Source organism: Actinoplanes sp. NPDC048796 (assembly GCF_040650035.1).
Lineage (GTDB): Bacteria > Actinomycetota > Actinomycetes > Mycobacteriales > Micromonosporaceae > Actinoplanes.
Window position 1 is genome coordinate 1,046,332 of sequence record NZ_JBEZGO010000002.1, and the last position, 25,931, is coordinate 1,072,262.

Here is a 25,931-nt window from a genome sequence, read left to right on the forward strand (position 1 = left end):
CTCCCTAACCTCCGCCCCCAGCCGTCCCGGCCCCGAGGCCGATACACGTCGTAGTACGGCAGGCGGCTGCCCACGTCGGCTAAACGGCTCAGCGATCCCACGTCGCGACCGAACATCTTTGTGATCGCTGTTCCTGGCTCCTGGAGGTTCGCGTGGCTACCGTGCTGATCGCCGACGATGACGCCGATCACCTCGAACTGATGGGCCTGGCGCTGGAGCGGGTGGGGCACACCGTGATCCGGGCCCTGGACGCCGAGTCGGCTCGGGTGGCCCTGCTGGGCGGGGGCGTCGACGCGGCCCTGCTCGACGTGCGGATGCCCGGTGAGAACGGCATCGAGCTGTGCCGGCGGCTGCGGTCGGAGCCGGCTACGGCCTTCCTGCCGATCATGGTGATCAGCGCCGACGTGAACGACCAGCGGATCATGCACGCGCTCGACGCCGGCGCCGACGACTACCTGTTCAAGCCCTTCCAGCGCGAGGTGCTCGGCGCCCGCCTCAACAGCCTTCTGCGGCACCGGCCCGGTGTCAGCCGGCCGCCGGCCGCGGTGGCCGCGGCGGCGCTGCAATCACCCCGGAAGATCTGGTCGGCGGCGCAACGACTGACAGTCAACTGACTGATCCCGGCGCGGTCCGGCCGGGGATAGTGTCGGGCGCATGGATCAGATGGTGCGTTTCAGCACGCCGGCCGGCCGTTGGGTGCTGCTGGCCACGGTGCTCGGCTCCAGCCTGGCCTTCATCGACTCGACGGTCGTCAACATCGCGCTGCCCGAGATCGGGCGCGATCTCGGCGCGGACGCCGCCGGTCTGCAATGGACGATCAACGGTTACGCGCTGAGCCTGGCCGCCCTGGTTCTGCTCGGCGGCTCGCTCGGTGACCGGTTCGGCCGCAAGCGGATCTTCATGCTGGGCGTCGCCTGGTTCGCCGCGGCCTCGCTGCTCTGCGGTCTCGCGCCGAACATCGGCTGGCTGATCGTGGCCCGCATCCTGCAGGGCATCGGCGGGGCGCTGCTGACGCCGGGCTCGCTGGCGATCCTGGAGGCGTCGTTCGACCGGGAGGACCGGTCCAAGGCGATCGGCGCCTGGTCGGGCCTGGGCGGCATCGGCGGGGCGCTGGGCCCGTTCCTCGGCGGCTGGCTGGTCGGCATCGGCGACTGGCGCTACATCTTCCTGATCAACGTGCCGCTGGCCGCGATCGTGCTGCTGATCGCCGCGCGGCACGTTCCCGAGTCCCGCAATCCGGACGCCACCGGCCATATCGACTACGTGGGCGTGCTGACCGGCGCGATCGGGCTGGCCGGTCTCACGTACGGCTTCACGGCCTGGCCGATGCGCGGCCCGGGCGATCCGGTGGTGCTCGGCACGCTCGCCCTGGGCGTGGCCGGCCTGGTCGCCTTCGTGCTGGCCGAACGCCGCGCGCGGCAGCCGATGATGCCGGTGTCGATCTTCAAGAGCAAGGCGTTCAGCGGGGCCAACCTGGTCACCTTCCTGGTCTACGGGGCCAACGGCGGCGTCTTCTTCCTGTTCGTCATCAACCTGCAGGTCGTCGCCGGCTTCTCGCCGCTGCTGGCCGGGACCGCGCTGCTGCCCTCGACCGTGCTCATGCTGCTGTTCTCGGCCCGCTCGGGCGCGCTCGGCCAGCGGATCGGCCCGCGCCTCCCGATGACCGTGGGCCCGCTGATCTGCGCCCTGGCGTTGCTGATGATGTCGCGGATCGGCGCCGGCGCGGAGTACTGGACCGGCGTGCTGCCCTCGGTGATCGTCTTCGGCGTGGGGCTGACCTTGCTCGTGGCGCCGCTGACGTCCACCGCGCTGGGTGCGCTCGACGACGCGTACGCGGGAATCGCCTCCGGGGTCAACAACGCCGTGGCCCGGGCCGCCGGTCTGCTGTCGGTGGCCGTGCTGCCCCTCGCGGCCGGCCTGGGCAGCGGCAACCTGACCGACGCGGCGCAGCTGTCGCCGGTCTACCGGAACACGATGATGATCTGCGCCGGCCTGATGATCGCGGGTGGCGTGCTGGCCTGGTTCCTGATTCCGAGCCGGCTGCCGTCGCACACGCCGGTCAAGGCGTTCTGCGACCCGAGCGCGCCACCGGTGCACCCGCGCCACACCGAACCGGTCAGAAGTGGGCGATGATCCGGCGCTCCGGCCCGTCGACGGTCAGCCGGCCCCCGTACGGCAGGATCCACTGTGGCCCGGTGTGGCCGAACTCCACGCCGAAGACGGCCATCGCCGAGGGGTTGTAGGCCGCCAGGGCTTTCAGTACGGCCGCACGCTGCTCATCGCGGTATTCGTCCCGTTTGCCGCGATCGGGCCGGGAGCCGAAGTGGCTGGCCTTGGCCGCGGCCATCAGCACGACCGGGAACTGTTCGAGAAGGCCGCGCTCGCCCGCGTTGCGCAACATACGGAAGACGCTTCCGGCGGAGGGCAGCTCCTCGGACGTCTCCAGCAGCAGGATGGAGCCCGTGTAAGCCTCGTTCGGCCGGATCCAGCGGTCGGCGGCCAGGTTCCAGTGGAAGATCTCCATGCTGCCGCCCCAGGTCGGCGCGGTGACCACCCGGTCGGCGTTGTGCCACACCCAGCCCGGGTTGGGCTCGGCCGGCGCCGCGTCGGTCAGCGCCCGCGGATCGGCCCAGCCGATCTCCTCGTCACGGAATCCGGACACCGGGGTGATCGGCAGATCGACGGTCTCGAACAGCGCCGCCCGCAGCGACGACAGGTGCTCGGGGTCGATCGCCGGCCCGCGTGAGAGGTGCACCATCGTCGAGCCGCCGTGATAACTCGCGATCGACTGGGTCCACAGCCAGTTGAGCATGTTGGTGTTGTCGGAGTAGCCGAAGTACGGCTTCGGGTCGTTCCGGAACGGAGCCGGATCGAGGTGCGGCAGTACGGTGATCTGGTCGCTGCCGCCGATGGTCGCGAACACGGCCCGGATCGACGGGTCGGCGTAGGCAGCCATCAGGTCGGCCGCCCGTTCGGCCGGCGTTCCCTGGGTGCGCGTGGTGGCGTACTCCACCGGCTCGAGCCCCAGGTCGTCGCGGATACGCCGCAGGGACTGCTCGTGCACGGCCGGGAAGACGCCCGGACCGGCCCACGAGGGTGAGACGACGGCGACCCGGTCGCCCGGCTGCAACTTCGGCGGGGAGTCCATGCCGCCGAATCTAGTTAGATCATTCCCGCGCGCAAGGCATATGCGACGGCGTGCGAGCGGTTACGCAGCTTCAGGCGATGGGTGACGCCGTAGATGACGTTCTTGACGGTGCGCTCCGAATAGCAGAGCTTTCCGGCGATCTCGTTGGTGTCGAAGCCGTCGGCCATCAGCCGCAGCACGTCGACCTCGCGCGGGCTCAGCCCGGACGCGTTCAGCCCGTTCGGGGCGAGCACGTCACGCTGCATCCGCTCGACGTGTTTGAGCAGCTCGCCGATCAGGTTGGGCGGCATCACCCCGCCGCCGGTGGCGGCCGCCCGCACGCTGTGCGCCAGCCGGTCGGGGTTCACCGCGCCGCGCGGCAGGATCGCCACGACCCGGCACTCGACAGCCGTGAGCAGGTCGCCCTCGTCGATGTCCTGCACCACGAGCACGACCGGCGCGCTGGTCTCGCCGGTGGCCCGGCGCAGGCTGGCCACCACCTCGGTGCTCAGCCGTTCGGCGGCCACCACGAGCACGTCGGCCTCGGCCCGCTGGGCGTTGCGTAGGACGGTCAGGTCGCTCCGGAACTGGAGCAACGCGGCGAGTCCGGCATGGCTGAGCGGGTCTGTCGCCTGCACGGCGACCCGGATCTGTTCCACGGCTGCTCCCCTGTCTGGCGGTGGAGCCAGTCTGTGAGAAGCGCCTTCAGAGAACCTTCACGGAACCTTCATCGGGCCGGGAAGGCCGATGAAACAGTCCACCAGAGGCTGGTGCGGGGTGGGAAGCGCTGACCCCGATCAGTGCCCGTCCGTGCCGTTTGTGTTATCCATTGACACCCAGCCCCGTCTCCCTCGAAGTTGACCCTTACCGACCCGGGAGGACACGTGGCGAACGACCTGCGCGTCAGTGTGCTCGGGCCGGTGCGCGCGTGGATCGGCGCGGACGAGATCGATCTGGGCCCGGCGCGCCAGCGGGCGGTCTTCGCGGTGCTGGCGGCGCACGCCGGGCGCACGGTCGGGCGCGACGAGCTGATCACCGCGACCTGGGGCGACTCGCCGCCGGCGACGGCGGTCGGCAGCGTTTACACGTACGTGTCGGGGCTGCGCCGCATGCTCGAGCCGCAGATGCTCGGCACCGGGGCCGGCGGCTATCTGCTGCGTCTCGACCCGGGGCAGCTGGACTCGGCGCGGTTCCAGACCTTGCGTGCGCAGGCAAGCGCCGCGCTCGCGGCGGGCGACGCCGCCACCGCGGTGACCCGGCTCGACGAGGCGCTGGCGCTGTGGCGCGGGGACGCGTACGCCACCCTGGCCGGCCCTTTCCTCGAGCTCGACCGGCAGCGGCTGGCCGAGTTGCGGCTGGCCGCGGCCGAGCAGCGGGCCCGCCTGCGGCTGGAGGCCGGCGGCGACGACGGCCTGATCGCCGAGCTGACCGCCCTGGTCCACGACCATCCCCTGCACGAGCCGCTGCACGAGTTGTTGATGCGCGCGCTGCACCAGGCCGGCCGGCACGGCGAGTCGCTGGAGGTCTTCCGCACGGCCCGGCGCACGCTGGTGGCCGAACTGGGTATCGAGCCCGGTCCGGGACTGCGGTCCGTGCAGCGTCAGGTGCTCGGCGGCACCGAGGAGCGCACGGTCGTGCCGACCCCGATCGCCAAGGCGCTGCGGGACGGGCTGGCCCGGCGCTCCTGGGTGGGCCGGGTGGCCGAAATCGATCACCTCCGGAGTCTGGTCCGCTCGGTCGCGGCCGGCATCGGCGGCGCCGTCTGGATCTCCGGCGAGCCCGGCATCGGCAAGACCGAGCTGCTCACGCACGCTTTCGCCGACGCCGCCCGGTCCGGGTGCCGGGTGGCCTGGGGCGCGGCCGACCAACTGGGTTCCCGGGTGCCGCTGCAGGTGCTGTTCCGCGCGCTGGGCCAGCCCCGGGACTCCGACGGGCCGGAACCGGCCGACGACGAGATCGTCGCCGCCGTCCGGTCGGCCTGCGGCGCGGCGCCGCTGATCCTCATCGTCGACGACATGCAGTGGGCCGACAGCGCGACCGTGCGGGTCTGGGAGCGGCTGCTCGCCCTGATCCCGCGCACACCGCTGCTGCTGGTGGCCGCGGCCCGGCCGGACGCGCATCAGGCCGCGCTGCGCAACCGGGTCCGGGCCCGGCAGCGGATGCCGCTCGACCTGGGACCGCTCGCCCCGGCCGAGCTCGACCGCCTGGTCGGCACGATGATCGGCGCCCCGCCCGGCCCGCACCTGCGCGCGCTGGCCGCCCGCTCCGGCGGCAACCCGCTGTTCGCCCGGGAGCTGGTCGAGGCGCTGCGGCAGCGCGACGCGGTCGAGATCGCCGGGGGACGGGCCGACATCGGCCCGGACGTGACCGTCGACCCGCCGCAGACCCTGCTCGACGCGGTGCACGCGGCCCTGGACGTGCTCTCCGGCGAGACCCGCGAGGTGTTGCGGCTGGCCGCCCTGCTCGGCTCGGAGTTCTCGGTCAGCGAGGTCGTGGCGGTGACCGGGCGCTCGGCCCTCGACCTGGTCGGCGCCCTGGAGGAGGCGCTGTCGGCCAGCGTGCTGGTGGACAGCGGCAGCGACCTGGCGTTCCGCCACCCGTTCCTGCGCCAGGCCCTGGTCGCCAGCGTCCCGCCGGCGCTGCGCGCGGGTCTGCACCGGCACGCGGCCGAGGTCCTGGCGGCCGGGGGCGCCCCGCTGACCCGGGTCGCCGAGCAGCTCAACGCGTCCGCGCCGGCGGTCGACACCTGGGTGCTGTCGTGGCTGGTCGAGCACCACGCCGAGGTGGTCCGGCGGGCGCCGCAGATCGCCGGCGACCTGATCCGGCGCACCCTCGCCACCGACCTGCCCTCGGCCGGTCAGCGCGGGGTGCTGCTGGTGGCCCTGGTCCGCCTCGAGTTCCGGCGTGAGCGCTTCCCGATGTCCGAGGCCGAGGAGGCGCTGAGCCTCGCCGCCGACCCGGATGACCGGGCCGAGATGCGCCAGCTGCTGGCCACCATGCGGCACCGCCGGGGCGAGGAGGCGGAGGCGGTGGCGATGCTGCGCGAGGCCGTCGACGACCCCCGGGTGCCGTCGATCTGGCGTTCGCGGCACCGGGTGCTGCTGGCCAACTTCCGCCGCGGCGACCTGGACGACCTCGACCGGGCCGAGGAGCGGGCGCGGCGGGTGCACGACGAGGCGGTGGCGGCCGGCCAGCCGTACGAGACGGCCTTCGCGCTCCAGACGATCTGGTTGACCAGCTCGATCCGGCGCGACCACGAGCGGGCGCTGGAGCACGCCGACCGGGCCCTGGCCGTGGTGCGGGGCGAGTCCTCCCTGTCGTACGACCTGCTCGACAACCGTCTGTTCTCCCTGCAGAACCTCGACCGCCTGGAGGAGGCGCAGGAGACGCTGCGCCGCGCCGAGCAGCCCCTGCCGGCCGGGCTGCGGGTCACGGCGGCCGTGCAGGACTACTGGCTCGGCCGCTGGGACGAGGCGCTGGCCGAGGTGGGCGAGGTCAGCGGCGACATCACGTTCCACGGCCGGCGCGAACCGGGCGCGATCACGATGCTCCTGCACGGCGTGGCCGCGCTGATCGCCCTGCACCGCGACCAGCAGGATCTGGCCGCCGCCCACCTGGGCGCGGCCGACGCCGTGCCGGCCAGCGAGGCGGAACGCGAGAACTGCGACTTCCTACTGGTGGCGCGGGCGCTCGCGGCCGAGCAGCGGGGCCGGGCCGACGAGGCCCTGGAACTGCTCCAGCCGCTGCTGCAACCCGCCTACGCGCCGATCATGCTGCGCCACCAGTGGCTGCCCGGCGTGGTGCGCCTGGCCCGCGCCCAGGGCCGCGACGACATCGCCGAGCGGGCGGCCGCGATCGGCGCGGCCGAGGCCGACCGCGAGGTGCGCCCGGCCCGCGCCTACGCGGCCCATCTGCGCTGCCAGTCCCTGCTCACGGGCGATCCGGCGCCGGCGCTGACCGCGGCCGAGCACTACCGCAAGGTGGGCCGGGTCTTCGAGTTGGCGCAGGCGCTCGAGGAGGGCGGACGGCCGGACGAGGCCCGTACCCTCTACGTCGCCATGTCGGCCCGCTGGGACGCGGCGCGCACTCTCAGTTGAGAGTCGCCTTGCCCAGCACGTGGCCGTTGTGGTCGGCCACCTCGATCGACCGGACGTTACGGATCTGGAAGGAGCTGGCGCCGATCACCTTGGCGTTGCCGCTCGGCGTCGGCCCCCACACCATGGCCTGCTCGACCTGGCCGGACGAACCGCGCACCTGACAGTGGAACGGCCCCTCACCGCGCAGCTTGGTCACGTCCAGGGCGACCGACACCCCCCACGTCTTGGGGGTCAGCACGGCCTGACCCGACATGCCGCTGCCCTGCGCCGGCTCGAACTGGGCCGTGACCAGCTCGGCGCTGGGCAGCGCGGCCGGCCGATTGTCCTGCCGGCTTCCGCGGATCACCCCGGCGCCGACCGCCACCGCGATCAGCACCACGGCCGCCGCGGCCAGCCAGCGGACCCCCGCGCGGCGGGTTTCCCGATGACGCTCGGCCCGCATCCGCCGCAGCAGCCCGTCGATGTTCTCCTGAGTGGGCCGGGCCGTCATGCTGACCGGCGGCCGGGACCTGTCCGCGGCCGGCAGACGCCGCAACAGCTCCGGAACCGGGGCGAGCCGGTCGAGCTCGTCCCGGCACTCGTCGCAGTCGCGCAGGTGGGCGTCGAGCCGGTCGGTGTCGCTCTCGTCGAGCCCGCCGAGCAGGTAACCGCCGAGCAGCCGCCGCAGGTCGTCGTGGGTCTCGCGGGGATCGGCGCTCATCGCAGCACCCCCATCTCCTCGAACGCCGTCCGCAGCGCCCGCACCGCGTAGTAGGCGCGCGACTTGACCGTGCCCTCCGGCACGGACAGCTTCCGCGCCGCGTCGGCCACGCTCTGCCCCTCGTAGTACATGGCCCGGACCACGGCCTGATGCTCGTCGGAGAGCCGTTCCAGCGCCTCCGCCACCAGCCACCCCTCGACCAGCTGGTCGACGTTGTCGGCCGACGGCATCGCGTTGACCGCGGCCTCGTCGGCGACCAGATGCGGCCGGCGCTGCTCGGCCCGCCACGCGTTGGTCACCACGTTGCGCGCGATCGTGAGCAGGTAGGAACGGGTACGCCCGGTGTCGGTCTCCAGCGTGTCGATGTGCTTCCAGGCCCGCAGCAACGTCTCCTGCACCAGGTCCTCGGCCCGGTGGCGGTCGTGCACATAGCGCATGACGAAGCTGAGCAGAACCGCGTAGTGCTCGTTGTAGAGCGCGGTCATCAGCTCCTCGTCGGGGCTCACCCGTCGCCGCATCGCGCCCGCCCTCCCGGTACCGGTCCGCCACAAGGTATTACACCTTCGCGGTGAACTCGGTTCGACGACGCGACAATAAGAAACGCCGCCCGGTCCCCCTCGCCGGGACCGGGCGGCGTGCTCAGGTGTTTTCCTTTACTGCTCGTCCTCGTCCTTTTCGCAGGGGCCGGGGCCGCCGAACTGGAACGTTCGTAAGGTGTTCGGGCTGATGTACGGCTTGTAGGCCTCGTTGGTCGTGCTGAGCTCCAGTTCCACCGTCGGGCCGTTGAGGTAGGTCACGCTGGCCATCTTGGCGGCGGCGCCGTCCTTCTTGGGCCGCTTGCCGTTGCCCATCTGGGTCCAGCAGGGCGTCGTGGTGGTCGAGGCCACCTCACCGAAGACCTGGATGAGGCCGGAGCGGTTGAACGAGATGCCCTTGTCCTTCCAGAGCGTCTCGGGGAAGTAGCCGACCCACTCGCTGTCGTACGCGATCCACCAGGCGTTCTTGACGTACTGGATGCCGAATTTCTTGCTGACGTCGTACGACAGGGTGTCGCCGGGCTTGATGGTCTTGCTGTACGGGACGAATCCGCAGCCGTTGTAGCAGGCGGGCTTCTTGTCGACCCAGTGGAAGACGAACAGGTGCGGGTCGTCGTCCCCGTTGACCAGGCGGTCGACCGTCCAGCCGACCTCGACGATCTGGCGGCCGTCGGCGGATTGCAGGGCCAGCTCGGCCAGCGAGTGGTAGTCGCTCTCCTCGAGGCGCGGCTTCGAGATCGTCACGTTGGCGTAGACGCCGTCGGTCTCGGCGTCCTGCGCACCCACGTTGTAGAGGTATTTGACCTCTTGGTCGCCGGTGGTGTCGGACGGCGGCTCGGGGGGCGCGATGTCGGTCTTCTCCGTACGGAGCGCGTCGGACGTGGTGTGGAAGCGGCCCTTGGGGCCCTCCTCGTCCTGGGGGATCACCGAGCCGCTGGTGTCGTTGGCCGCGGCCGAGAGGCCGGCGGCGCGCAGCGACTTGGCGCTGGCGCCGGCCTTACCACGCTTGATCTTCTTAGGACGCTCGCCCCAGGGGAGGAGGGTGGGCGGTGTCGGCGGCGCCTCCACCGCGGCGGACGCCTCGGCGGCCGTGGGTGGCACGATCTGGTCCGCGCCCGCGCTGAGGGTCGAAGCGACGCCGAAGGCGCCGACCACGGCAACGGCTAGACCGGCGGCAAGAAGACCGCGGCGTGACTTCAACACGTGTCCGTCCTCGTTCGTCGGGGGTTCTTCGTCGGAGATTGCGAGGAGGCGGGCGAGGTGACCTCCGGATCGACGTCACCATATAGCTTTCTCCATAGAGGAGAACCTGCTCAGAGCGATTTCCGCCTTAACGGCTGAGGCGGAGAACCGATCCGGTGATGGTTCTGTGTATTTCTTTTACGGAGAGTATCGGCCCGATCGCAGACGGCCGCGCCGCGCGTGACCCGAAAGAGGCAAACGGCCGCGAGCTTCTTTCACTCTTCCGACAATCCACTGTGCAGCGACGGTTTCCGGCATGTCCGTAATCGGGGAACTTCCCCCGATCGCCCGCGCGTTCCACTAGCCTTGATCACGTTGAGCTGGTAAACCTATAGAGCCGGTAGGTTATGTATGCAAAGGGAGGTCCCATGACCGTCGTCGACACTCGCCTCGACCATCTCGCCATCGCCACCCGCTTCGCCGCGGCGCCCGAGCAGTGGCCGGTGGCCCCGCGCTTCAATCCCGTGGACCGCTGGTACCACCGGTTGACGGTGACCGACGACTACGAGGTCTGGCTGCTGACCTGGCTTCCCGGGCAGGGCACCGACCTGCACGACCACGGCGGCTCGGCCGGCGCCTTCCACGTCTTCAGCGGCACCCTCACCGAGGACACGGTGTCGGCCGAGGCCGGCCGGGCCCCGCGCGTCACGTCGCGTGAGCTGGGCGAGGGCGCCGGCCGCCGCTTCGGCACCCACCACATCCACCGGATGACCAACCGCTCCAGCCGCCCCGCGATCAGCGTGCACGTCTACGGGCCGGCGCTGACCACGATGACCCGGTACCGGGTGGGCGCCGAGGCGCTCGAGGTGCTGACCGTCGAGCGCGCCGGGGTGCAGTGGTGACGACCGCGCTCCAGTCCCCGCCGCCGGGCTCACTCGGCATCGACGAGATCCTGGCCCAGGCCCGCACCCGGCTGAGCCGGGTCGGCCCGCACGAGACCCGCGCCGCGATGGCGCGCGGCGCCGTCCTAGTCGACATCCGCCCGGCCGCCCAGCGGGCCGAGCACGGCGAGATCCCGGGCGCCGTGATCATCGAGCGCAACGTCCTCGAGTGGCGTCTCGACCCGCGCAGCGACGCCCGGCTGCCGTGGGCGGGCGACTACGACCTCGAGGTCATCGTCACCTGCCAGGAGGGCTACACGAGCAGCCTGGCCGCCGCCGCGCTGAAGGACCTGGGCCTGCACCGGGCAACCGACCTGGACGGCGGGTACGCCGCCTGGCGGGCCGCGGGCCTGCCGGTGACCCGCTAATCCCGTACCTCCGGCCTGGCCTTGCGGGGTAGCAGGAACGACAGGCACAGAGCCAGCAGCAGGAGCGCGATCGTCACACCTGTGGTGCGGATGGTCGCCTCCTCGAAGCCGGCGCGGACCTGCTCCCGCCCGTAGTCCTGAACGGACGCCGGCGGCGGAGCACCCTGGCAGCTCGGCGGAACGACGTCCGGATCATCCTCGGCGGTACGGTCACGCAGGCAGTCACGCAGACCGGCCGCCACCGCCGGCTGGGTGTCGGACGGGACACCGGCCGCGGTCAGCACCGTGGTCAGCCGGGACGACGAGCTGTCCACGTGGGACGCCACCTGGCCGGGCAGGATCGCGAAGAAGATCGTGCCGAGCACGGCGATGCCGAACGCGCCGCCCAGCTGCTGGACCGAGGTCAGCGCGCCCGAGGCGGACCCGGTCTCCTCGTCGTCGACGCCGGCCAGCACGATGTTGAAGAACGGGGCCATGGCCAGGCCCATGCCCGCGCCGACCAGGACCAGACCCGGGATCAGTTTGTACGGCGTCACGTCCGCCCCCGCGAGACGGACCGACACCGCGAACGCGGCCGTGCCGACGATCATGACCACCGTGCCCAGCTGGAGCAGCCGGCGGCCGAAGCGCTCAGCCAGGCCCGCCCCCGCCGCCACGAACCCGGCGACCGTGCCCAGGGCCTGCGGCAATGTGGTCAGACCGGCCTTCAGCGGCGAATACCCCAGGCCGATCTGGAGATAGAAGGTGAAGACCAGCCCGGTGCCGATCAGGGTGGCGAAGAAGACCAGCCCGACCGCGAGCCCGCCGGAGAAGGCCCGCTTGCGGAACAGGCTCGGGGTGACCAGCGGGTCCCGGCCGGTGCGCTCGCGGCGCGCCTCGTAGACGGCGAACAGGCCGAAGACCACGACGCCGAGGGCCAGCAGCGCGAAGCACCACACCGGCCAGTCCAGCTCCCGGCCCTGCACCAGCGGGAAGAGCAGCAGGAAGGCGCCCACCGCGGCCAGGACCACGCCCAGCCCGTCGAGGCGCGGCGCCTTGGCGCTGCGGAACTCCGGCAGGTAGCGCACCGCGCCGAAGATCGCGAACAGGCCCAGCGGCAGGTTGATGAAGAAGATCATGCGCCAGCCGGCGCCGAAGTAGTCGGCGTCGACCAGCCAGCCGGCCAGGATCGGCCCGCCGACCGAGGACAGGCCCATCACCGGCCCGAAGGCGCCGAACGCCTTGGCCTGCTCGCCGGGCGTGAACATCTGCTTGATCATGCCGAGGCCCTGAGGCAGCATGACCGCGCCGAACAGGCCCTGCACGGCCCGGGCGGTGATCAGCTGGGCCGGGCTCTGCGCCAGGCCGCAGACGAGCGAGGCCAGTGTGAAGCCGGCGGCGCCGATCAGGAACATGCGGCGGCGGCCGAAGATGTCGCCGAGCCGGCCGCCGGTGAGCAGGCCGACGGCCATGGCCAGGGTGTACGCGGCGCCCAGCCATTGGATGAGGCTGTAGCTGCCGCCGATCTCGTCGCGGATCACCGGTCCGGCGATGTTGGTGACGAGCGCGTCGAGAAGGTCCATGACCTCGACGGCGAGGATCACGAAGAGCGCGACCCAGCGATATCGGTACGCGGTGTCGGGTTGAACAGTGTTCGTCAGCACGAACACCGTTCTACTGGCGAACGGCGTTCAGCGCAACGTAAATTAGGCGCCGATGACCTGGCCTGCGGAACGTCCCCCGAGAAAAACCATCACCCGTGCCGAGATCGTGCGGATCGGCCTGCGCGTCGTGCGCGAGGAGGGCATCGACGCGCTCAGCATGCGGCGCGTCGCGACCGAGATCGGCACCGGCCCGTCCAGCCTCTACGCCCACGTGGCGAACAAGGACGAGCTGCTGCGGCTCATGTTCGACGAGATGTGCGCGCTGCTGCCGATCCCCGAGCTCGACCCGCCCCGGTGGAAGGAGCAGATCAAGGAACTGGCCCGCGCCGGCCACCAGGTGATGATCGAGCACAACGACCTGGCCCGGGCCGCGATCGCGACCATCCCCACCGGGCCGAACGCCTTGCGCATCTCGAACGCGATGTTCGGCATGATGCTGGCCGGCGGCATCCCGCCCCGGATCGGCGCCTGGGCGATGGACCGGATCTTCCTCTACATCACCGCCGACGCGTACGAATACTCGATCTGGCGCGACCAGGTGAAGGGCGCCGGCTCCGACAAGGAGACGTTCCTGTCGGATCTGGGCCGCGAGACGCTCGCCTACTTCGAACAGCTCCCGGCCGACATTTACCCTCATATCGCGACGTACGCCACGGCCCTGGTGGGCGGCAGTGTGGACGAGCGCTTCGAACTCGGTCTCGAGTTGCTGGTGGACGGTCTCGACAAGTACTCCGGCGTTAGTTGATCTGAGAACTTTTGTTGATACTGGGGACATGCTTCCCGTGCCGGTCACCGCGTTCGGGCCGCTCCACCTGTTGGCGCTCCGGGTACACCGGCTGGCGACGACCGGGCGCGGTCGCGAGGCGATCGAGGCCGCCGACGCCTACCTCGCCCTCGCCCGGGCCGTCGGCGACGACCGCACGATCACCTTCCTGGTCCAGGGCAAGATGTACGCCAACCTGCACATGGGCCGCATAGCCGAGGCGGCCGAACTCGGCGGGCGGCTGCTGCGCCTGCACCGGGCGGCCGGCTCGATGCTCGGCGAGGCCAAGGTGCTGTGCGACCTCGCGCAGTTCGACGTGCTGCGCGGCCGGTTCGTCGACGGCATGCGCAACCTCGCCCGCGCGGCCGTGCTGCTCGACCGCGACCACCACGACCGTGACCGCTGGGTGTCGGCGCTGTGCTCGTTCGCCGAGGCGGCGTCCACGGCCGAGATGTACGAGACCGCGGCCGAGGCGTACGAGCGGCTCAGCGTCACCCACCCCGAGTTCGGCCTGGTCCACGCGGCCACGCTGCTGCACTGGGGCCTGCGGCTGAGCCACGTCGGCCGGCACGACGAGGGCGCGACCCGGCTGCGCCGCAGCGCCGCCATCACCCGGCGCCAGGTCGAGCAGCGGCCGGACGACCTGGCCGCCACCGCGATGCTGGCCCTGGCCCTGGCCAAGCTGGGCGACGACGTGCTCGCCGAGAAGACCGTCCGCGAGGCCGTGCTGCCGCTGCGGGCCACCGAGAATTACCGGTACGCCCGGATGGCCCACCTGGCGCTCGGCATCAGCCTGCGCGAGCAGGGCGCGCTGACCGAGGCCCGCACCGAGTTCGTCGCGGCCCGTGAGCTGTGCGCGTTCGGCCCGCGCCCCGACGAGCAGACGATCATCCGGTTCGAGATGGCGCTGACCGCGCTCGCCGCCGACGGCGGGCAGGCCGGGCGCGACCTGTTCGAGGCGGTCGAGGGGCAGACCGGCGAGCTGTGGCGGTTGCGCCTGCAGCGGCTCGGCATGCTGCGCCAGGCCCGCCAGCGCGAGGAGTCCGAGGCGGCCCGGGCCCGGGCCGAACGCGAGGTGCTGCGCGACCCGCTCACCGGGCTGGACAACCGGCGCCGCTTCGACCTGCTGCTCGAGCGGATCGACCGGGGCCGGCTGGCCGCGCCGCTGGTGCTCCTGCTGGTCGACGTCGACCACTTCAAGGCGATAAACGACGCGTACTCGCACAGCACCGGCGACCGCGCGCTGCGCGAGGTGGCCCGCATACTGCGCGCCCACTGCCGGGCCGAGGACGTGCCGGTCCGCTACGCCGGCGACGAGTTCACCGTCTTCCTGCGCGGCGATCTCGCGGTGGGCCGCGAGGTCGGCGAGCGCATCCGCACGGCGGTGGCCCGCTCCGACGTACTGCCGGGCGTGCGTTTGACCGTCAGTGTGGGCCTGGCCGTGTTGCGGGAGGGCATGACCGGCGAGGAGCTTTTCCGGGCGGCGGACGACCGGTTGTACGCGGCCAAGTGGAGCGGCCGGAACACTATTTCGGCCTGACTACTCCTGATTTACCGCTGTAAAGACTTCTGGATCCGTCGACCCCGCGCGGGGTGTTCGGGGCGTCGAGCCAGATGACGTACGGCTTGCCCGATTGAAGCCCGGTGATGGACGCGCTGGCGTTGCACTCGGCGCCGGTGGTGATGGTCTTCCATACCGGATCGGGCTGGGCTCCGGAGACGAGTTCCTGCGGCACCGCCGTGATCCGGTAGGTGTTGCCGAACCGGTTGGGCCACTGCACCGAGAACGAACCCGCGCCCGGCGTCACGATCATCGGAATCAGCACCTGGTCGGCGTCCGGCCAGCCGGCCGCGCAGGCCGTGCTGGTCGGCAGGAACGAGACCGGCGGCAGCCCGGGCCGCGGCGAGCCGGTGTAGGTCACGACCGGGCTCGGCGTCCGGCTGCCCGACGACACCCGCACCCATGGCTGCCCTCCCGGGGTCGTCGCCGGCGTGCTCGGCGTGTCCGACTTGCCGCACCCGCCCAGCAGGAGGATCGGCACCAGCGCCCACGCAGCCCGCATATCTCTACGGTCGGCGCGAAAAGGGACGAACTTAGTCGAGCTGCCCGGTGGTCCCCCGAATGATCAACCGGGGCGGGATCACCACCTCGCGGTTGGCCACGGCCGCGCCGTCGATCCGCTCGACCGCCCGGGCCACCGCCAGCGTCGTCATGGTCTCGATGTCCTGGGCCACGGTGGTCAGGTCGATGTGGGCCATGCTGCTGAAACTGCTGTCGTCGTACCCGACCACGCTGATGTCCCCCGGCACGGCCAGCCCTTCACGGCGCAGCACGTCGAGCAGCCCGGCCGCGCTGAGATCGTTGAAGACGGTCACCGCCGTCGGCGGGGCGGTCAGCAGCTCCCGCGCCGCCCGGGCGCCGTCCTCCTCGCCCGGCCCACCACCGACGACCCTGATGTACGCCTCGAGGCCGTGCCGCCGCATCGCCTCGCGGTAGCCCTTCTGCCGGTCGGCCGAGCTCGGCTGATGCTTGCCACCGTCGACGTGCGCGATCCGGCTGTGCCCGAGCGCCACCAGATGGTCGACGGCCAGGTGAAGCCCGCGGGCGTCGTCGGTGCGCACCACGTCGACCTGGCGCTGCCGCACCGAGCGCATCATGGCCACTACCGGCAGCCGCCCGGTCAGGGTGGCCAGCTCGGCCGACGGGATCAGCGGCCCGAGCAGCACCAGGGCCGCGCACCGGTCCTGCAGAAGCCCGGCGATGGCCGCCCGCTCGTCGCGCCGGGGCGTGATGGCGCTGAGCGTCAGCTCGTAGCCGACCCGCTCGGCCGCGTCGTAGAGCCCGGTCAGCAGATCGTCGTGGAACGGGTGGGCGACGCCGAAGACGACCCCGAGCAGCCGGCTCTGCCCGCTGCGCAGCAGGCGGGCCCGGTTGTCGGGCTGGTAGTCGAGCCGGCGGGCGACCTCGAGCACCCGGGCCCGGGTGGCCGCGCTGGCACCGGGCGCGTCCCGCATCACGATCGACACCAGCGCCACCGAGACTCCCGCCTCGGCGGCGACGTCGGCCAGCGTGGTCCGGCTCATGGCCGGAACTTTACCTGTGACGACTAGAACGTTCTAAAGCCACGGCTACTAGAACGTTCTAGAGTCGATCACGTGGAACACCTGACCTCCGGCCGCCGCTGGGCGGCCCTGCTCGCCCTCGCCCTGGGCGGCTTCGGCCTCGGCCTCACCGAGTTCGTCGCCATGGGCCTGCTGCCCAACCTCGCGCAGGACCTGCTGCCCACCGAGTACGCGCACTCCGCACCGGACGCGGTGGCCAAGGCAGGCTGGATGATCTCGATCTACGCGCTGGGCGTGGTCGCCGGCGCACCCACGATCGCCGCCCTCACCGCCCGATGGCCGCGCCGCCGCCTGGTCGTCGCCCTGCTCGGCCTCTTCGTCGTCGGCACGGTGGCCTCCGCGCTCGCGCCCACCTTCGAACTCGTCCTGGCCGGCCGGTTCGTGGCCGCACTGGCCCACGGCGCCTACTTCGGCGCGGCCGGCCTGCTCGCCGCGGCCATGCTCGGCCCCGGCAGCGAAGGCAAAGGCTTCGCCCTGGTCCTCGGCGGCCTCACCGCGGCCAACGTCTTCGGCGTCCCCCTGATCACCGGCCTGGGCCAGGCCGCCGGCTGGCGCGCCGCCTACCTGGCCGTGGCCGGCGTCTTCGCCCTCACCCTGCTCGCCGTCCTGGCCACCGTCCCGGAGATCCCGGCCAACCCGGGCGGCTCACCCCGCTCCGAACTGGCCGCCTTCCGCTCACCGCAGGTCTGGCTGGCCGCCGCCGTCGCGGCCATCGGCTTCGGCGGTTTCTTCGCGGTGAACAGCTACATCGCCCCGGTCACCACCCACGTCACGGGCCTCTCCGAGTCGGCTGTCCCGTGGGTGCTGGCCGTGATGGGCGTCGGCATGACCGTCGGCAACGCGGTCGGCGGCGTAGCGGCCGACAAAAACCTCAGGCGCAGCGTCCTGCTCGGCTTCACCGCGATGATCGCCACCATCGCCCTGTTCGGCCTCGTCTCCCGTCACCCGGCCGGGTTGTTCCTGGGCGCTTTCCTGGTCGGCGCGGCCAGCCTGTTCATCGGCCCGGCCCTGCAGGCCCGCCTCATCGCCGTCGCACCGGGCGCCCAGCTGATGGGCGCCGCGGTCAACCAGTCCGCCTCAAACGTCGCCAACAGCGCGGGCGCGGCCCTGGGCGGCGCGGTCATCGCGGCCGGCTGGGGTTACCTGTCCTCGGCCTGGATCGGAGTGCTGCTCGCCTTGACGGGGCTGGCGCTTGCCGCGGTGAGCTTCCGCATGGACCCGGGCATCCCCGCCGAGGAGCCGGAACGCCAGCCGGAGCCTGCCGCCGCTTAAGCCCCGGCCCAGCACTAACGCAGCCTGTGGACAACCAGCGGTCAGGCTGGACCGAGGCGATGCCCCGCCATCTCCAGCACTCCCTGGCCCACTGTCACCGGCGTCTTCAGGCCCGAATCATCCCGCAATGTGAGAGTTGAGCCGTCCAGCCGGTAGGTGCCGTGTGCCGGCTTCTTGCGCCCGGCCACCGTCCCCGCGTACGTGCCGTCGGTCCTGATGTCCAGGCGGACGCTTCCGTCGGCGCTGCGCCAGGAGCCGACCGGGTCGGTTGCCCGGGGTGGGGCCACACCGAGCGGGCCGTCGCCCGCCTTCAGCTCGCGCATCGCGATGGCGAGCAGGGCGGCCGTGTCCAGGACGGTCAGGTCGAGGCGGGGTTCGGCGTGGTGGCGCATCGCGGCTCCGGGGTGGGGGGACGGGGTCCCCTACCTTCGGCGACGGGCCGCCGGATCGGAGCTTTTTCAGGCCGCCGTCGACTTCAGAGCGGCCGTGACGGCCGTCGTGAGCTTGTCGAGGTAGTCGTCCGGCATCGGGGAGCGGGAGACCGCCAGGCGCCAGTACAGCGGGCCGAGGATCATGTCGACGGCGATTTCGGGGTCGGTGCCTTCGGGCAGTTCGCCGCGGGCGATGGCCTGGCCGACCAGTTTGTCGCCGACCGCCTGCTGGTGGGTGTGCAGCGCCGTCTGGAGGGTTTCGGCGATCTGCGGGTTACGGGCCGCCTCGGCCATCAGGTCGGGGATGATCTGCGACGCGATGCGGTGCTGGAGGGCCCGGTGAACGATCATCATGATCAGTTGTAGGTCGCCGGCGAAGCTTCCGGTGTCGGGCAGGGGGACACTGCGGCCCGCGACATCGGAAACAATCTCGAGGACCATCTCGAGTTTGTTGCCCCATCGGCGGTAGATTGCCGTTTTGCCCACCCCGGCGCGGCGCGCCACGGCTTCGATGGAGAGCCTGCCGTAACCGACCTCGGCCAGCTCGTTCATCACGGCGTTGCGAATCGCTACGGTGATGTCGCCTCTGAGTACAGCCGCTCCGGCTGGTGCGCGCTTTCCTGTTGCCACCCGGTCACTATACGCCAGGACGTAACGGTTGCGTTCCGCCGTTCGGTCGGCTAACCTTCCGCACGTCGATACGAAGGCGTTCCATCGACGGCGGCTTGACATGCTGCTTAAGTGTTCTCGCGCAAAGTTCCAGGGCCCGGCATCCCTCACGGGCCGACGAGATCGGAGCACCACCCCATGGCTCAGACGGCGGTCGCCGATTCCGAGACCGGGCAATCGCTCAAGGAGCTGGCCCGGCGGAACGGCTTGACGGCGGCCGGGCGACTCCCCGGCATAGCCGAGTACACGCGGCACCTCTGGTCCTACCGGCATTTCATCGCGGCGTTCGCCAACGCCAAGGTGAGCGCCTCGCTGGGCACGACCAAGCTGGGCTCGATCTGGCAGGTGCTGACGCCGCTGATCAACGCCGGCGTCTACTACGTGATCTTCGGTCTCCTGCTCAACACCAAGCAGGACACCAACAACTTCATCGCGTACCTGTGCGCCGGTGTCTTCATCTTCGGATTCACCCAATCGGTGGTCCAGGCCGGCGCGATGTCGATCACCTCGAACATCAACCTGATCCGGGCGCTGCACTTCCCCCGGGCCAGCCTGCCGATCGCGATCTCGCTGGTCGAGGTCCGGAACATGATCGCCTCGGTCGCTGTGCTGGTCGCGATCATCCTGATCACCGGCGAGCCGATCACCGTGGAGTGGCTGCTGGTCATCCCGGCCCTGGTGCTTCAGTCGATCTTCAACGCGGGACTGGCGCTGTTCGTGTCCCGGCTCTGCGCGAAGGTCACCGACATCCGGCAGCTGATTCCGTACATCATGCGGATCTGGATGTACGGCTCCGCCGTCCTCTACCCGGTCACGTTCTTCTCCGACCGTCTCAGCGGCTGGCAGCTCGCCCTGGTCGAAGCCAACCCGATGCTCGTCTTCATCGAGCTGATCCGGCACGCCCTGATGGAGAACGTGACGCTGGCCTCCTCGCCGCTGCGTCTCTGGGCGTACGCGGTGGTCTGGACGGTCTTCGTGGGCATCGGCGGGTACGTGTACTTCTGGCGCGGAGAGAAAGGCTACGGCCGTGGCTGACGAACGGGTTCCTACGGTCATCGCGGACGACGCGCACATCGTCTACCGCATCTACGGCTCGGTGGCGCCGGGCGCGAACAGCCCGCTGGCCAGCTTCAAGCGGATCGTGACGGGCAAGAAGAGCGGGGCCGTGCGCGAGGTGCACGCGGTCAAGGGCGTCAGCTTCGTCGCCTACCGGGGCGAGGCGATCGGCCTGATCGGCACCAACGGTTCCGGCAAGTCGACGCTGCTGCGGGCGATCGCCGGCCTGCTGCCGGTCGAGCGCGGCGGGGCGATCTACGCCGCCGGTCAGCCCTCGCTGCTGGGCGTGAACGCGGTGCTGATGAACGACCTTTCCGGGGTACGCAACGTGGAGCTCGGCTGCCTGGCCATGGGCATGACGCCGGCCCAGGTCAAGGAGCGTACGGCCGAGATCATCGAGTTCTCCGGCATCGACGAGCGGGGCGACTTCAGCTCCCTGCCGATGAAGACGTACTCGTCCGGCATGGCGGCCCGGCTGCGCTTCTCGATCGCCGCCGCCAAGAAGCACGACGTGCTGCTGATCGACGAGGCGCTGGCCACCGGTGACGCGAAATTCCGCAAGCGCAGCGAGCAGCGGGTGCGCGACCTGCGTCAGGAGGCCGGCACGGTCTTCCTGGTGAGCCACAGCGAGCAGTCGATCCGCGACACCTGCGAGCGGTCGATCTGGCTCGAGTCGGGCGTGATCCGTGCCGACGGCCCGACTGACGACGTCATGAAGGAGTACGAGACCTTCGTACGGAAGTAGCCCGAAAACACCGCGATCGCCGCCGATGAGATGGGGCTCGGTTTTTCGACGGCCGCGGGGTTTGCGGACGGCGGAAAATCGCGCCCCATCTCATCGGTTACAAGGCGATCGCCCGCGGAGCGAAGCGGAGCCATGTCATCGATGAGATGGGGCTCGGTTTTTCGACGGCCGCGGGGTTTGCGGACGGCGGAAAATCGCGCCCCATCTCATCGGTTACAAGGCGATCGCCCGCGGAGCGAAGCGGAGCCATGTCATCGCATCGAGAGATGCACGTGGTTCGTGTGGTCGCTGGAAGGGTCGCCGTTTCCTCTGGTGTACGCCTTCCAGCCACTACTGGGTAGCCAGATCCGCTCGAACCAGATGACGTACAGAACGCCCAGCCGGTCCGCGTTGTTGATGAAGTAGTTCGCGAGGTTGGTGCCGTACGTCTTGCTGGCGCCCGTGGCGACGCCGCCGAAGCCGTCCTTGTCGGCGGCGAAGTCGCAGGCCTTGCCCTTGGGATGCTCACCGCTGTTCTGCTCGCGGAAGCAGGCGACATAACGGGTGAAGCCGTCCGCTTGCGCTTGCTTGAGGGCATTGAGCGTCCGAGGACTCAGGCACCCGCTCGTGGTGGGATCAGGCTCGGAGCAGCTCTCGGAGGGCAGCGAGCCGTCGGAGTCGCGCGGCGCCGCGCCCGCCTTCTGCTTGCTGGAGGAGCTGACGGCCTTGTCGCCGGCCTGCGGCGCGTCCTGACCGGTCTTGTCGTTCCCGCCGGTGTTGGCGGCCTTCAGAGCGGCCTCGGCCTGCACCTTGCGCTTGGCCATGAGCGCGACCTGCTTCTGCTCGTTGCGCACCTCGGTGTCGATGGCGACCTTGGCGGCCTGCTGGGCGTCGCGGGTGTTCTTGAGCGCCGCCACCGCCGTGTTCTCCTTGACCGCGATCGTCTCGAGCGTCTCGGCCCGGTCGAGGAAGCCCTCGGACGAGCCACCCGACAGCAGCGCGCTCATCGGGCCGAGGCGCCCGGTGCGGTACGACTGCTGGATGAGCTCGTCCAGTGCCGCCTGCCGCGGGGCGAGCTGCTTGTCGAGCTCCTTGAGCTTGGCCGCCAGTTCGGTCTGGCGCTTGCGCGAGCGGTCCAGCGCCTCCTTGGCCTCGACGAACCCCTTGGAGGCGGCCTCGAGCTGCTGGATGAGGGTCTTGGGGGCGCCCTCGCCGTCGTCGCCCGTGTCGCCCGGCGCGGCCGACGCCGGGCCGGCCACCGCTAACGCGAGACCAAAGATCGCGACGAGCATCGCCATGGTGGCTGCCAGTCGTCGCCGGACAGTCTTCTGCCGCACACCTGTTCCTTCCGTCGGCCGCCGACCGAGTTAGCTGACGGGTTCGGGACGGAAGTTGATCCCTACCGCTGGCGCGGATTCACCCCGGAAAGATTGGTTCCCCGGCTCGTCCGGAAACGATTAGGCGGCGATCCCCGGGGGGTGGGGACCGGCACCGACCATACCGAAGACATCGAACGATCGACAGTTATCGCACGCGAAGCAATTGAATGGCGACGCACAGTAGCCACTATTACTGAATGTCACAGGTGGACTACGCGAATAACGTTTTGCCAGGCCTGAAGCCTCTCTTGTTCTCGGGTAAACTGACCGCCGGTCCGCCTAACCAGGCACCGCCCCCGAGGTGCCGGCGGCCACCGCCCAATCGCCGTGAGGCGAGCCGGGGAACCAGGTCAGTCATGGGGTGCATCCGCGTCAGCGGTAGGGATCGCTTCCGTCCCGAACCCGTCAGCTAACCCGGTCGGCGGTTAACCGGAAGGAACCTGCATGACCGTACGACCCCGCCGGTGGCTGATGCTTGCCCTGGCGCCGATCGTTTCTGTCGCTTTCCTGGCGTCACCCATATCTCCGGCCTACGCCGAGCCCGGCGACGGCACGTCAGCGGCGCCGGACGAGTCGGCCGGCAAACAGAACCTGACTCTCGACGAGCTGATCGAGTCCTCGAACCGCCGATTCGTCCAGGCCAAGGGCGCCGTGGCGAAGTCGACGGCCGCGCAGAAGACTCTCGCCGCCAAGATCAAGACGGCTGAGGCCCGCCGCAACGCGCTGATTCCCGAGGTCAACGCGATCGCCAACCAGCAGTACCGGTTCGGCCAGCTCAACGCGGCCAGCTTCCTGCTGAGCAGCAAGGGCTCGGACGACTTCCTGGCCCGGGCCATGTCGCTCGAGGAGATCAACACCGAGCACGACCGGAAGCTCGGCGAGCTGAACAAGGCGATCGACGAGGTCACGAAGTCCAAGGTGGCACTGGACGCCGAGGTCAAGAAGCAGCAGACCAACCTCGTCGCGATGAAGAAGCAGAAGGAGGCGGCCAGCCAGGCCCTCAACCTGGTCGGCGGCGAAGGCCTCACGCAGGGCCACGTCCTCGCCGAGTCGCCGAAGGCCAAACCCGCGCCGCGCAATTCCGAAGGCGGCTTCTCGCCCGAGTCGTGCACCGTGAAAGATCCGACGACCAGCGGATGCATCACCGCCCGTACATTGAATATGTACAAAGAGACGAAGAAGGCGGGCTTCAACAGGTTCGTGGGCTGTCACCGCGACGGCGGGCCGTTCGAGCACCCGAAGGGCCGGGCCTGTGACTGGTCGTTGCAGAACAGCGGCTTCTCGGTCGCGCACAACGCGGACATGAAGGAGTACGGGAACAACCTGATGGCGTTCCTGGTCCGCAACGCGGACCGGCTCGGCATCTATTACGTGATCTGGTACAAGCAGATCTGGTTCCCCTCGGAAGGCGAGTGGCGCGCCTATCACGGGCCCAGCGACCACACCGACCACGTACACGTGTCGATGCTCTGAGACAGGCGAAAGACGGCCCCCGGGAAACCCCGGGGGCCGTTTTCGGTTAAGCGGTGGCGCGCCGCACCGGGGCGCGCCCGGCGGGCTGGGTCGGCGCCGGGCCGGCCTGGATGGCCGGCGGGTTGGCCACGGTCACCGGCTTGACCTGGGTGACCTCGACCTCCTTGCCGTGGTGCAGCAGCACGAGCCGGGCCGAGCCGCCACCGTTGCGCAGCGAGTACGTGACCTCCTCGGGGGTCACGTTCACCCGCAGGCGCAGGCCCCGCCAGAGCAGAGAGAAGTCCAGCGCGTTGATCCGGCTGGGCAGCCGGGGCGCGAACGACAGCTGGCCGTTGAAGTCGCGCATGCCGCCGAGCCCGGCGACCAGCGAGATCCACGTGCCGGCCAGCGAGGCGATGTGCAGGCCGTCCCGCGAGTTCTGGTGCAGGTCGTGCAGGTCCATCAGGGCGGCCTCGCCCAGATAGTCGTGCGCCAGCTCGAGGTGGCCGGTCTCGGCCGCCATCACGGCCTGGATGCAGGCCGACAGCGACGAGTCGCGGACGGTCCGGGCGTCGTAGTAGGCGAAGTTGCGCGCCTTCTCCTCCGGAGTGAACGCGTCACCGCGGATGTACATCGCCATGACCAGGTCGGCCTGCTTGACCACCTGCTTGCGGTACAGGTCGAAGTACGGGTAGTTCAGCAGTAGCGGGTAGGCCTCGGGCGGGGTGTTCTCGAAGTCCCACTCCTGGAGCCGGGTGAAGCCCTCCGACTGCTGGTGCACGCCGAGTTCCCGGTCGTACGGGATGTGGACCGAGGCCGCCGCGTCCCGCCAGCTCGCCGTCTCCTCGTCGTCGACGCCGAGCTTGCGGGCCAGGTCGGGGTGCCGCTTGGCCGCGTCGGCCGCGGTCAGCAGGTTCTGCTGCGCCAGCAGGTTGGTGTAGATGTTGTCGTCGACCACCGCCGTGTACTCGTCGGGGCCGGTCACCCCGTCGATGTGGAACCGGCCGTGCCGGTCGTGGTGGCCGAGCGAACGCCAGAGCCGGGCCGTCTCGACCAGCAGCTCCAGGCCGTACTCACGCTCGAAGTCGTAGTCGCCGGTGGCCTGCACGTACCGCCGCACGGCGTCGGCGATGTCGGCGCCGATGTGGAAGCCGGCGGTGCCGGCCGGCCAGTACGCCGAGCACTCCTGGCCGCGGATGGTGCGCCACGGGAAGGCGGCGCCCTGCAGGCCGAGGGTCTGCGCGCGCTCCCGGGCCAGATCCAGCGTCGAGTGCCGCCAGCGCAGCACGTCGGCCGCCGCGCCGGGCTGTGTGTACGTCAGCGCGGGCAGGACGAAGGTCTCGGCATCCCAGAACGTGTGGCCGTCGTAGCCGGGGCCGGACAGGCCCTTGGAGCCGATCGGGCGCTGCTCGGCCCGGGCGCCCGCCTGCAGCGTGTGGAACAGGCCGAAGCGGACCGCCTGCTGCACCTCGGGGTCGCCCTCGACGCGGACGTCGGAGTGGTCCCAGAACGCGTCCAGGTATTCGCGCTGGTTGTCGACCAGGCCCTCCCAGCCGTCGAGCCGGGCGCTGGCCAGCGCGGCGCCGACCTGGTCGCGCACGGCCGGCAGCGACCGGTGCGAGGACCAGCCGTAGGCGGCGATCTTCACCACGCGCAGCTTCTGACCCGGCTCCAGCTTGCAGGCCACTGTCGTGCGCAGCCAGTCGGGGTGGCCCTCGGTGGTCACCGCGTGCTTGCCGGGCGTCTCGACCAGGTGCTCCATGGCCGCGGCCATGCGCAGGTCGGAGGCCTTGGTGCGGTGCACCAGCAGGCCGCCGGTGCGCTGCTCGAGGACCTCCTCGGACTGCAGCGGGTGATCGAGCACGGCCGCCACGCGCGGGTCCTTGCTCATCGCCGGCAGCTGCTCGTTGGCGACCAGCTCCGACTGCAGGATCAGCCGGGCCGTGCTGTCGAGCGGCTCCACCTCGTAGAGGAACGCCACGACGGCCCGCTGGGTGAACGACACCAGGCGCACGGTGCGGACCCGGATGGCCTGGCCGGACGGCGAGACCCACTCGACGTTGCGCTCCAGCGTGCCCGCCCGCAGGTCGAGCACGCGCTCGTGCGAGCGCAGCTCGCCGTAACGCACGTCGAACGGCTCGTCGTCGACCAGCAGCCGCATCAGCTTGGCGTTGGTGACGTTGACCATCGTCTGGCCGGACTCCGGGAAGCCGTAGCCGGCCTCGGCGTAGGGCAGCGGGCGGAGCTCGTAGAACGAGTTGAGGTAGGTGCCCGGCAGGCCGTGCGGCTCGCCCTCGTCCAGATTTCCGCGGATCCCGATGTGTCCGTTGCTCAGCGCGAAGACCGACTCGGACTGGGCCAGCAGATCCAGGTCGAGGCGAGTCTCCCGGATGTGCCAAGGGTCGACGGGATATGCCCGTTCACGGATCACGGTGGTGCCTCTCGTACCTATGAGGAAGGAGAAAAGT

General features: G+C 70.6%; 23 protein-coding genes and 2 riboswitches. Of the genes, 11 read left to right on the plus strand and 12 right to left on the minus strand.

The features are described 5' to 3' along the window. Positions 1 to 152: 152 nt before the first annotated feature. Together AB0C26_RS13330 and AB0C26_RS13335 are read left to right on the plus strand one after the other, a co-directional pair. Positions 153 to 614, plus strand: a complete 462-nt coding sequence (locus AB0C26_RS13330; RefSeq protein WP_360246353.1) for a response regulator transcription factor — start codon at positions 153 to 155, stop codon at positions 612 to 614. A gap of 40 nt (positions 615 to 654) precedes the next feature. Then, complete coding sequence (locus AB0C26_RS13335) at positions 655 to 2,133, plus strand: MFS transporter (protein ID WP_360246355.1); 1,479 nt, start codon at positions 655 to 657, stop codon at positions 2,131 to 2,133. On the opposite strand, the gene AB0C26_RS13340 is transcribed toward AB0C26_RS13335, so the two are convergent. Next, positions 2,117 to 3,148 carry a S66 peptidase family protein gene (locus AB0C26_RS13340; RefSeq protein WP_360246357.1) on the minus strand — a complete coding sequence of 344 codons (1,032 nt, stop codon included), beginning with the start codon at positions 3,146 to 3,148 and terminating at the stop codon, positions 2,117 to 2,119. The two genes, AB0C26_RS13335 and AB0C26_RS13340, sit on opposite strands and share 17 nt — an antisense overlap. A gap of 14 nt (positions 3,149 to 3,162) precedes the next feature. Further along, positions 3,163 to 3,786, minus strand: a complete 624-nt coding sequence (locus AB0C26_RS13345; RefSeq protein WP_360246359.1) for a response regulator transcription factor — start codon at positions 3,784 to 3,786, stop codon at positions 3,163 to 3,165. A gap of 225 nt (positions 3,787 to 4,011) precedes the next feature. On the opposite strand from AB0C26_RS13345, the gene AB0C26_RS13350 reads away from it, so the two are divergent. Further along, the gene (locus tag AB0C26_RS13350) at positions 4,012 to 7,224 is read left to right on the plus strand and encodes a BTAD domain-containing putative transcriptional regulator (protein ID WP_360246361.1); all 3,213 of its coding nucleotides are present in this window, start codon (positions 4,012 to 4,014) and stop codon (positions 7,222 to 7,224) included. On the opposite strand, the gene AB0C26_RS13355 is transcribed toward AB0C26_RS13350, so the two are convergent. The 3 genes from AB0C26_RS13355 to AB0C26_RS13365 all read right to left on the minus strand — a co-directional run bounded on the left by AB0C26_RS13355 (position 7,217) and on the right by AB0C26_RS13365 (position 9,663). After that, positions 7,217 to 7,924 carry a zf-HC2 domain-containing protein gene (locus tag AB0C26_RS13355; protein ID WP_360246363.1) on the minus strand — a complete coding sequence of 236 codons (708 nt, stop codon included), beginning with the start codon at positions 7,922 to 7,924 and terminating at the stop codon, positions 7,217 to 7,219. The genes AB0C26_RS13350 and AB0C26_RS13355 overlap by 8 nt on opposite strands. Continuing rightward, on the minus strand, positions 7,921 to 8,442 hold the full coding sequence (locus AB0C26_RS13360) for a sigma-70 family RNA polymerase sigma factor (protein ID WP_097328795.1): 522 nt from the start codon (positions 8,440 to 8,442) through the stop codon (positions 7,921 to 7,923). Before AB0C26_RS13360 ends, AB0C26_RS13355 begins: the two co-directional genes overlap by 4 nt. Positions 8,443 to 8,577: 135 nt before the next feature. Further along, positions 8,578 to 9,663 carry a neprosin family prolyl endopeptidase gene (locus AB0C26_RS13365; RefSeq protein WP_360246365.1) on the minus strand — a complete coding sequence of 362 codons (1,086 nt, stop codon included), beginning with the start codon at positions 9,661 to 9,663 and terminating at the stop codon, positions 8,578 to 8,580. 407 nt (positions 9,664 to 10,070) lie between these two features. Here AB0C26_RS13365 and AB0C26_RS13370 point away from each other — a divergent pair, with 407 nt between their 5' ends. Continuing rightward, positions 10,071 to 10,544, plus strand: a complete 474-nt coding sequence (locus tag AB0C26_RS13370) for a cysteine dioxygenase family protein (RefSeq protein ID WP_360246367.1) — start codon at positions 10,071 to 10,073, stop codon at positions 10,542 to 10,544. Then, positions 10,541 to 10,951 carry a rhodanese-like domain-containing protein gene (locus AB0C26_RS13375; protein WP_360246369.1) on the plus strand — a complete coding sequence of 137 codons (411 nt, stop codon included), beginning with the start codon at positions 10,541 to 10,543 and terminating at the stop codon, positions 10,949 to 10,951. Before AB0C26_RS13370 ends, AB0C26_RS13375 begins: the two co-directional genes overlap by 4 nt. On the opposite strand, the gene AB0C26_RS13380 is transcribed toward AB0C26_RS13375, so the two are convergent. Continuing rightward, positions 10,948 to 12,594, minus strand: a complete 1,647-nt coding sequence (locus tag AB0C26_RS13380; RefSeq protein WP_360246371.1) for an MFS transporter — start codon at positions 12,592 to 12,594, stop codon at positions 10,948 to 10,950. The two genes, AB0C26_RS13375 and AB0C26_RS13380, sit on opposite strands and share 4 nt — an antisense overlap. 52 nt (positions 12,595 to 12,646) lie before the next feature. Between AB0C26_RS13380 and AB0C26_RS13385 the strand changes: the two genes are divergently transcribed. Together AB0C26_RS13385 and AB0C26_RS13390 are read left to right on the plus strand one after the other, a co-directional pair. Continuing rightward, positions 12,647 to 13,339 carry a TetR/AcrR family transcriptional regulator gene (locus AB0C26_RS13385; protein WP_360246373.1) on the plus strand — a complete coding sequence of 231 codons (693 nt, stop codon included), beginning with the start codon at positions 12,647 to 12,649 and terminating at the stop codon, positions 13,337 to 13,339. 28 nt (positions 13,340 to 13,367) lie between these two features. Further along, complete coding sequence (locus AB0C26_RS13390; RefSeq protein WP_360246375.1) at positions 13,368 to 14,897, plus strand: GGDEF domain-containing protein; 1,530 nt, start codon at positions 13,368 to 13,370, stop codon at positions 14,895 to 14,897. Here the strand turns inward: AB0C26_RS13390 and AB0C26_RS13395 are convergent. Then, positions 14,884 to 15,420 carry a hypothetical protein gene (locus AB0C26_RS13395; protein WP_360246377.1) on the minus strand — a complete coding sequence of 179 codons (537 nt, stop codon included), beginning with the start codon at positions 15,418 to 15,420 and terminating at the stop codon, positions 14,884 to 14,886. The two genes, AB0C26_RS13390 and AB0C26_RS13395, sit on opposite strands and share 14 nt — an antisense overlap. A gap of 31 nt (positions 15,421 to 15,451) precedes the next feature. Beyond that, the gene (locus AB0C26_RS13400; RefSeq protein WP_360246379.1) at positions 15,452 to 16,441 is read right to left on the minus strand and encodes a LacI family DNA-binding transcriptional regulator; all 990 of its coding nucleotides are present in this window, start codon (positions 16,439 to 16,441) and stop codon (positions 15,452 to 15,454) included. A 72-nt stretch (positions 16,442 to 16,513) separates the two neighbouring features. Here AB0C26_RS13400 and AB0C26_RS13405 point away from each other — a divergent pair, with 72 nt between their 5' ends. Continuing rightward, the gene (locus tag AB0C26_RS13405) at positions 16,514 to 17,752 is read left to right on the plus strand and encodes an MFS transporter (RefSeq protein WP_360246381.1); all 1,239 of its coding nucleotides are present in this window, start codon (positions 16,514 to 16,516) and stop codon (positions 17,750 to 17,752) included. A 41-nt stretch (positions 17,753 to 17,793) separates the two neighbouring features. Here AB0C26_RS13405 and AB0C26_RS13410 read toward each other — a convergent pair whose 3' ends face one another. Next, on the minus strand, positions 17,794 to 18,144 hold the full coding sequence (locus AB0C26_RS13410) for an Atu4866 domain-containing protein (protein WP_360246383.1): 351 nt from the start codon (positions 18,142 to 18,144) through the stop codon (positions 17,794 to 17,796). Between the two features lie 66 nt (positions 18,145 to 18,210). Then, positions 18,211 to 18,813 carry a TetR/AcrR family transcriptional regulator gene (locus tag AB0C26_RS13415; protein ID WP_360246548.1) on the minus strand — a complete coding sequence of 201 codons (603 nt, stop codon included), beginning with the start codon at positions 18,811 to 18,813 and terminating at the stop codon, positions 18,211 to 18,213. Between the two features lie 177 nt (positions 18,814 to 18,990). On the opposite strand from AB0C26_RS13415, the gene AB0C26_RS13420 reads away from it, so the two are divergent. Beyond that, the gene (locus AB0C26_RS13420) at positions 18,991 to 19,887 is read left to right on the plus strand and encodes an ABC transporter permease (RefSeq protein WP_360246385.1); all 897 of its coding nucleotides are present in this window, start codon (positions 18,991 to 18,993) and stop codon (positions 19,885 to 19,887) included. After that, the gene (locus AB0C26_RS13425; protein ID WP_360246387.1) at positions 19,880 to 20,653 is read left to right on the plus strand and encodes an ABC transporter ATP-binding protein; all 774 of its coding nucleotides are present in this window, start codon (positions 19,880 to 19,882) and stop codon (positions 20,651 to 20,653) included. The genes AB0C26_RS13420 and AB0C26_RS13425 overlap by 8 nt, the downstream gene beginning before the upstream one ends. A 251-nt stretch (positions 20,654 to 20,904) precedes the next feature. Here AB0C26_RS13425 and AB0C26_RS13430 read toward each other — a convergent pair whose 3' ends face one another. Next, positions 20,905 to 21,969 carry a hypothetical protein gene (locus tag AB0C26_RS13430; protein ID WP_360246389.1) on the minus strand — a complete coding sequence of 355 codons (1,065 nt, stop codon included), beginning with the start codon at positions 21,967 to 21,969 and terminating at the stop codon, positions 20,905 to 20,907. Between the two features lie 3 nt (positions 21,970 to 21,972). Next, positions 21,973 to 22,106: riboswitch (cyclic di-AMP (ydaO/yuaA leader) on the minus strand. Between the two features lie 210 nt (positions 22,107 to 22,316). Further along, positions 22,317 to 22,452, plus strand: a riboswitch (cyclic di-AMP (ydaO/yuaA leader). Positions 22,453 to 22,455: 3 nt separating this feature from the next. On the opposite strand from AB0C26_RS13430, the gene AB0C26_RS13435 reads away from it, so the two are divergent. Beyond that, on the plus strand, positions 22,456 to 23,484 hold the full coding sequence (locus AB0C26_RS13435; protein WP_360246391.1) for a hypothetical protein: 1,029 nt from the start codon (positions 22,456 to 22,458) through the stop codon (positions 23,482 to 23,484). Positions 23,485 to 23,530: 46 nt separating this feature from the next. Here the strand turns inward: AB0C26_RS13435 and AB0C26_RS13440 are convergent, their stop codons facing one another. Then, the gene (locus tag AB0C26_RS13440; protein WP_360246393.1) at positions 23,531 to 25,894 is read right to left on the minus strand and encodes a glycoside hydrolase family 65 protein; all 2,364 of its coding nucleotides are present in this window, start codon (positions 25,892 to 25,894) and stop codon (positions 23,531 to 23,533) included. Positions 25,895 to 25,931: the final 37 nt, after the last annotated feature.